The 5,820-nt window shown below is 64.2% G+C and carries 5 protein-coding genes and 1 pseudogene; 3 read left to right on the top strand and 3 right to left on the bottom strand.

Going from position 1 to position 5,820, the window contains the following annotated elements:
* Positions 1–128: 128 nt before the first annotated feature.
* The 3 genes and pseudogenes from galE to EOA29_RS22465 form a co-directional block, all read right to left on the bottom strand.
* Positions 129–1,115: pseudogene (gene galE, locus EOA29_RS22475) on the bottom strand (UDP-glucose 4-epimerase GalE); the annotation flags it as partial.
* Complete coding sequence (locus tag EOA29_RS22470) at positions 1,112–2,173, bottom strand: UDP-glucuronic acid decarboxylase family protein (protein ID WP_126094804.1); 1,062 nt, start codon at positions 2,171–2,173, stop codon at positions 1,112–1,114. The pseudogene galE and the gene EOA29_RS22470, both read right to left, overlap by 4 nt.
* 875 nt (positions 2,174–3,048) lie before the next feature.
* Entirely contained in the window at positions 3,049–3,522 is a 474-nt protein-coding gene (locus tag EOA29_RS22465; protein ID WP_126094803.1) for a carboxymuconolactone decarboxylase family protein, read from the bottom strand.
* 135 nt (positions 3,523–3,657) lie between these two features.
* Between EOA29_RS22465 and EOA29_RS22460 the strand changes: the two genes are divergently transcribed.
* The 3 genes from EOA29_RS22460 to EOA29_RS22450 are packed head-to-tail and all read left to right on the top strand — an operon-like array spanning position 3,658 to position 5,794.
* The gene (locus tag EOA29_RS22460; protein ID WP_245468517.1) at positions 3,658–4,302 is read left to right on the top strand and encodes a TetR/AcrR family transcriptional regulator; all 645 of its coding nucleotides are present in this window, start codon (positions 3,658–3,660) and stop codon (positions 4,300–4,302) included.
* Positions 4,303–4,314: 12 nt separating this feature from the next.
* Positions 4,315–4,938, top strand: a complete 624-nt coding sequence (locus EOA29_RS22455) for a hypothetical protein (RefSeq protein ID WP_126094801.1) — start codon at positions 4,315–4,317, stop codon at positions 4,936–4,938.
* Positions 4,939–4,945: 7 nt separating this feature from the next.
* Positions 4,946–5,794, top strand: coding sequence for a 23S rRNA (adenine(2030)-N(6))-methyltransferase RlmJ (locus EOA29_RS22450; RefSeq protein ID WP_126094800.1), 849 nt, complete (start codon positions 4,946–4,948; stop codon positions 5,792–5,794).
* Positions 5,795–5,820 lie beyond the last annotated feature (26 nt).

The following is a 5,820-nucleotide window of genomic DNA, read 5'->3' as shown; positions in this document are numbered from 1 at the left end:
CGTCCCGACACATTACTCACAGGGACGGCTGCCAGCCTCGCGGGCTGGCGTTTTTTCGTAGCGCCCCTTCCGCGCGGCGCGCCTTTTGCGCGCGAAACGGCGGCGGACGCATTGAAAATCTCCGGTTTCGCAATCGGCCCGAGCCCGAAGAAGGGCGCGGCTGTCCTGACGATGGCATCGATGTCGGAGAGTTCGGCCACGAAGCCCAACGTCTCGCGCGCCAGGCCGGGGTCGGCGTAAAGCTCGGCCGGATCGCCCGGCCGGCGCGGCTTGTAGATGACCGGAACCGGCCGTGACGTGATGCGGCCGACAGCTTCGAGGATCTCCTTGATCGAAATGCCCCGGCCGGTGCCGAGATTGACGGCCAGGCTGGCGCCGCCGGCCTCCAGATGCATCAATGCCATGAGATGCGCGCGGGCGAGGTCGCTGACATGGATATAGTCGCGCACGCAGGTGCCGTCCGCAGTCTCGTAGTCGGTACCGAAGATCTCGATCGCCTCGATCATGCCGGACGCCGCCATCAGCACCCTTGGGATGAGATGGGTCTCGGGCGTGTGCCACTCGCCGAGCTCGCCTTCGGGGTCGGCGCCGCAAGCGTTGAAGTAGCGAAGGATCGCGTATTTCAGCCCATAGGCAGAGGCATAGTCCTTGATGATCTGTTCGCCCATCAGCTTGCTGCGGCCATAGGGGCTGATCGGCTTCTGCGACGCGGCCTCGCTGACCGGCAGCGCTTCCGGCACGCCGTAGGTCGCGCAGCTCGATGAGAAAATGACCTTGTCGATGCCGTTTGCCCGCGCCGCATCCAGCACCGCGATCGTGCCGCCGACATTGGTCGCGTAGTAATCCGCCGGCTCGCTGACCGACTCGCCGACATAGGCAAGGGCGGCAAAATGGATGATCGCCTGCGGCCTGTGGGCTTCGATTGCCCGCTGCAGTGAATTGCGGCCGCGTATGTCGCCGACGACCAGTGGACCCCAGGCGACGGCCGTCTGGTTGCCACGGCTTAAGTTGTCGTAGACCACCGGCAGGTAGCCCGCGGCCGACAGCAGCTTGCAAGTTTGGCTGCCGATGAAGCCGGCGCCACCCGTCACCAGAACGGGGCGGCGGGTCGTCATGCCGTCGCCTCCCTGACGGAAGACGCGTGGACTCTGCGCGGGGCGACAGGCCGGCGGCGGCCCAGCAGGGTGTCGAAATACGCCGTGGTATGGGCAAGGCCTTCGCTCAAGGCGACCTTAGGCTCCCAGCCGAGATGCTGTCTGGCGAATGAAATGTCGGGCTTGCGCTGCCTGGGGTCGTCGACGGGCAGCGGCCGGTGCACGATGCGCGAGCGCGAATTCGTATAGTCGATGACCAGCTCGGCCAATTCCATGATGGTAAACTCGACCGGGTTGCCGAGATTGACCGGGTGCAGCGGCGCCACCGGGGCATTCATCAGGCGCAAGAAGCCCTCGACCAGGTCGTCGACGAAGCAGAAGGAGCGCGTCTGCGTGCCGCTGCCATAAACGGTGATATCGTCGCCGCGCAGCGCCTGGACGATGAAGTTCGACACCACGCGGCCGTCATCGGGCTGCATGCGCGGACCATAGGTGTTGAAGATGCGCGCGACGCGGACATCGATGCCGTATGTCCTCGAATAGTCGAAGAACAGCGTCTCGGCCGAACGCTTGCCCTCGTCATAGCAGGAGCGTGGGCCGTGCGTGTTGACGTTGCCGAAATAGCCTTCCGGTTGCGGATGCACCTGCGGATCGCCATAGACTTCGGAGGTGGAAGCCTGGAAGATCTTGGCCTTGTGGCGCCTGGCAAGTTCCAAAAGGTTGATCGAGCCGAGCACGCTGGTCTTGAACGTATGGATCGGATCGGCCTGATAGTGCGGCGGGGAAGCGGGGCAGGCGAGATTGTAGATCTCGTCGACGGCGAAGTCCGCCGGCAACGCGTCGACGATATCGTGCTTGATGCAGGTAAAGGAAGCATCGTGCGCCATGCCAGCGAGATTGTGTCTTTTGCCGGTATGGAAATTGTCCAGCGCGATGACCTCATAACCGTCGAAGAGCAGCCTCTCGCACAAATGCGAGCCTAGAAATCCCGCTCCGCCGGCGACCAGCGCGCGACCGCGATCGGCACGCCTCCGTCCCGAATTGTTGTCTAGATTTAGAACCTTGATGACCCTGCCCATGGCGCCCTCATACCGCACACATTCCCCGTCCGGGCCGGGGCAACGGCGTTGCCCGACCAGGCCAAATCACGGCGATCCCTCCGCATGTGCGGAATCGCCACAACTGATGTGTTTTTTCTGAGTTCGCGGGGTCGTTGCCGTACGGCTATTTGCTGCCGCTTAGCGTCCCTTTGCCCCTAAAGTCGCGATCCACGATTATGGTTGCCACCACCGCGGACTGCTCGCCCAAATTGCACACCCAACGCATACAAAGATATACCTGCGCGCGATGTAGTCAACTAAATTAGAGTTCTATTAACCCCACACGTTTGTGATTGGTTAATCATCAGCCGGCCGCTGTGTGGTTGTCCGCCGGTTCGAAGCGGCTCGGCCTTGCCGGTTTTCGCGTGGTAATGAGCCAAGTGACTGCGGAGCCGGCAAAAGCTCGTCGAACGGCAGCAGCGAAAGCCTCAAGGTGAGCGCCCGGAAACGCGATCCGTTCTAGTCTTTCAGGTTCGGAAGTTGCTTTATGTTGCTCTTCGATCTTCCGATTCTCCGAAGAACAAGCCCGTGAAGAGGAGGAGTTCAGTCGCAAATAGGCACGCGCCTCCAGGACAGCGGAATCCAGGCGCCGCGGCGAGGAAGGACGGACGGCGCCGCTGCAGCTCGAGCATTCCGATGTGGTTTCACGCTCCTCGCAAGGGCGCCACCACTTGGAAGTGCAGAGAAAAGAAAAGCGATTTCAGCAATACAGGATGATGGCCGGATCTCCGGAAACGCTCGGTCGGCCCGCTGAGCGGCGGCATCGCGGCCGTCGCAAGACGACCGCAGGCGTTTCAGCAACGGACGCGGCCTGCGATTTCGCGGGCCACGTCCTTGCGTTGGTGGCTCCGGCATCACTCCCCGCCCATATCCTTCTTGAACTGGGCGAGATCGACCTGCATGCCGTTGAAGATGGTGCTCCAGTGGCGGGTCAAGGCGGCCATGGCGACGGCCTCCTGGATCTCTTCGTCGGTGGCGCCGGCGCGTTTGGCATTCTCGGTGTCCGACCAGACGCAATAGCTGCAGGGGATTTGTGCCGCGACCGCCAGCGAGATCAGCGACTTCACCTTCGGCGGCAGTGCCGTCTTGTCGCTGAGCTCGATGGCCTTGACCTCCGCCCATGCGCCGGGCAGACCGGCCTTCGGGAACTGCTTCACGAACCCGGGTACGCCGCCCATCGTCGACTGGATGTCCTTGATGGTGGCATCGTAGTCGTCGGCGCTCGCCGGCGCCGAGGTCAGCATGGCCGCGAGTGTGCCGGCGGCGGCGATGAGGCAAGCGGAACGAAGGCAGGAATGCACATTTGAGACGATGCGAAGGACGGACATGGTTTTCTCCTCTGGTCTTTGTTAGCCTTACGGTGTAAGGTATTTGGAACGTGAACCTTACAGTGTAAGTTGTCAAGCGACGCCATGGACTCATCGATCAAAAAAAAGCGAACCCGCGGCCGGCTGTCCCGCGAGATGATCGAGGACGCCGCATTCGACGTGATCGAGAGGGAAGGGCTCTCCGGCTTTTCGATGCGCAAGCTCGCCGCTGCGCTCGGCTGCGAGGCGATGAGCATCTACCATCACTTCCCCTCGCAGGCGCATCTCTACGAGGCGCTGGTCGACCGGCAGATGAGCCGGCTTGTGATCCCCGATGACGGCCTGCCCTGGCGCGAGCGGGCCCGTATCGGCATGCAGGAATTCCGCCGCGTCGCGACCGAGCATCCGGCCTTCGCGCCGTTCATCGTCGTCTACCGCATGAACTCGCCGCCCTGTCTTGCCAAGCTCAACGCCATCATTGGCCTGTTCGAGGACGGCGGCTTCGGGGTCGAGCTCAGCGCCCGCCTGTTCCGCGCCGCCGGCTACTATCTGATGGGCGCCATCCTCGACGAGACCGCCGGCTACGCCAAGGGGCCATCGGCGGTCACCACGGTCAGCGACGAAGAATTGGCGCGCGATTACCCAAGTGTCGTGGCGGCTGGCGCCTATTTCGGCACGAGCGGTTTCGACAAGACTTTCGAGCTTGGCCTGGAGATGTTTCTGGACGAGATGGAGCGGATTCGCGACGCTGCCCGGGGCGAGGCCGCCAAAAGTGGCGATCGCGCCCGGAAAAAATCGTAACCAGGGTTCTCAATGCGCTTCCTATCGGTTCTCGTCCTCATCGCCGGCGCCGCAATCGGCGTCTTCTATCCCTGGGCGATGAGCAATTTCTCCGGCCATGCGATCGGCACTTACAGGGTCTACGAGGGCGGCCGCTTCCGGTCGGCGACCGTACGGCTGGCGGCAAGCGATGCGCCCGTGCGGGTGCTGGTCGACCTTACCGCGCGGGCCGAGCGCGTCGCCTCGCAGCAGCGCACCGTGCTGACGCTGACCGCGGCAAGCGGCGGCCGCACGGCGCTTGCCTCGACATTGTCCTTCAACCGCACCGACAATCCGCGCCAGGTGAGCCCGCAACTGCCCGACAAGATCTTTCGCGACGAGGCCGGCGTAATCGAGACGGTCGCACCGGGCGCCTATGTCTTCACCGTCGGTCCAGGCGATGCCGACGGCATCGACATGCGTGCCGTCGATCTGATCCTGCGCGCAGGCACCGGCTCGATCGACGAGAGGGCGTGGCCGGTCGGCTACGCGCTGATGGGCATCGGCCTGGCCGGGCTGGTGCTGTCGCTGGTCTTTGGGCGTCGCAACAAACCGCCGCAGAACCCGAACTCGCAGCCGCCACCACCGCGCTGGGGCCGCGGCGGTTCGCCGAGATGAGGACGGCATGAACTACCGCCACGCCTATCACGCCGGCAATTTCGCCGATGTCGTCAAGCACGCCGTGCTCAGCCGCCTGGTCGAGTATCTGAAGCAGAAGGACAAGGCCTTCCGTGTCATCGACACCCATGCCGGCATCGGCCGCTACGACCTCGCTTCTGTCGAGGCCGGCAAGACCGGCGAATGGCAGGGCGGCGTCGGCCGGCTGTTCGAGGCCACGCTCGAGCCTCGGGCGGCAGCGCTCCTTCAGCCCTATCTGGAAGCGGTGCGCGCGGAAAATCCCGGCGGCGGCCTTGGCCGCTATCCCGGCTCGCCGCTGATCGTGCGCCACCTCCTGCGCAGCCAGGACCGGCTGACCGCGATCGAGCTCCACCCTCAGGATGCGGCGCGATTGAAATCCGTCTTTGCCGGTGACTTCCAGACGAGGGTGATCGTGCTCGACGGCTGGCTGGCGCTCGGCGCGCATCTGCCGCCGAAGGAGAAGCGCGGCCTGGTCCTCGTCGATCCGCCCTTCGAGGAAGAGGGCGAGTTCCAGCGCCTCGTCGAGAACCTGCGCCGCGCGCACCGGCGCTGGCCGGGGGGCATCTACGCGCTCTGGTACCCGATCAAGGACCGCAAGGCGGTCGCCGCCTTCCGCGCGGCGCTGCAGGAGACCGGCATTCCGAAACTGCTCGACATCGGCTTCGAGATCCGGCCGGCCTCGAACGAACCCAGCCTCGACGGCAGCGGCCTGGTGGTCGTCAATCCGCCCTTCACGCTGGAGGGCGAATTGCGGGTGCTGCTGCCGGCCCTGCACAAGGTGCTGGCCGTCGAGCAGCCGTCGCGTTGGACGATCGAGTGGCTGGCCGGCGAGTAAGCTCGCGCGAAGATTGAGCTATGTCA

This window comes from Mesorhizobium sp. M1E.F.Ca.ET.063.01.1.1 (assembly GCF_003998155.1).
In the GTDB taxonomy this organism is placed as follows: Bacteria; Pseudomonadota; Alphaproteobacteria; order Rhizobiales; family Rhizobiaceae; genus Mesorhizobium.
The sequence above is the reverse complement of the archived record's forward strand: the minus strand, read 5'-3'. Positions and strand labels throughout refer to the sequence as shown.

Bases quoted from the DNA above. Each gene is read 5' to 3' on its own strand.
- EOA29_RS22470 (WP_126094804.1), bottom strand. From the start codon at position 2,173: ATGGGCAGGGTCATCAAGGTTCTAAATCTAGACAACAATTCGGGACGG.
- EOA29_RS22465 (WP_126094803.1), bottom strand. From the start codon at position 3,522: ATGTCCGTCCTTCGCATCGTCTCAAATGTGCATTCCTGCCTTCGTTCC.
- EOA29_RS22460 (WP_245468517.1), top strand. From the start codon at position 3,658: ATGATCGAGGACGCCGCATTCGACGTGATCGAGAGGGAAGGGCTCTCC.
- EOA29_RS22455 (WP_126094801.1), top strand. From the start codon at position 4,315: ATGCGCTTCCTATCGGTTCTCGTCCTCATCGCCGGCGCCGCAATCGGC.
- EOA29_RS22450 (WP_126094800.1), top strand. From the start codon at position 4,946: ATGAACTACCGCCACGCCTATCACGCCGGCAATTTCGCCGATGTCGTC.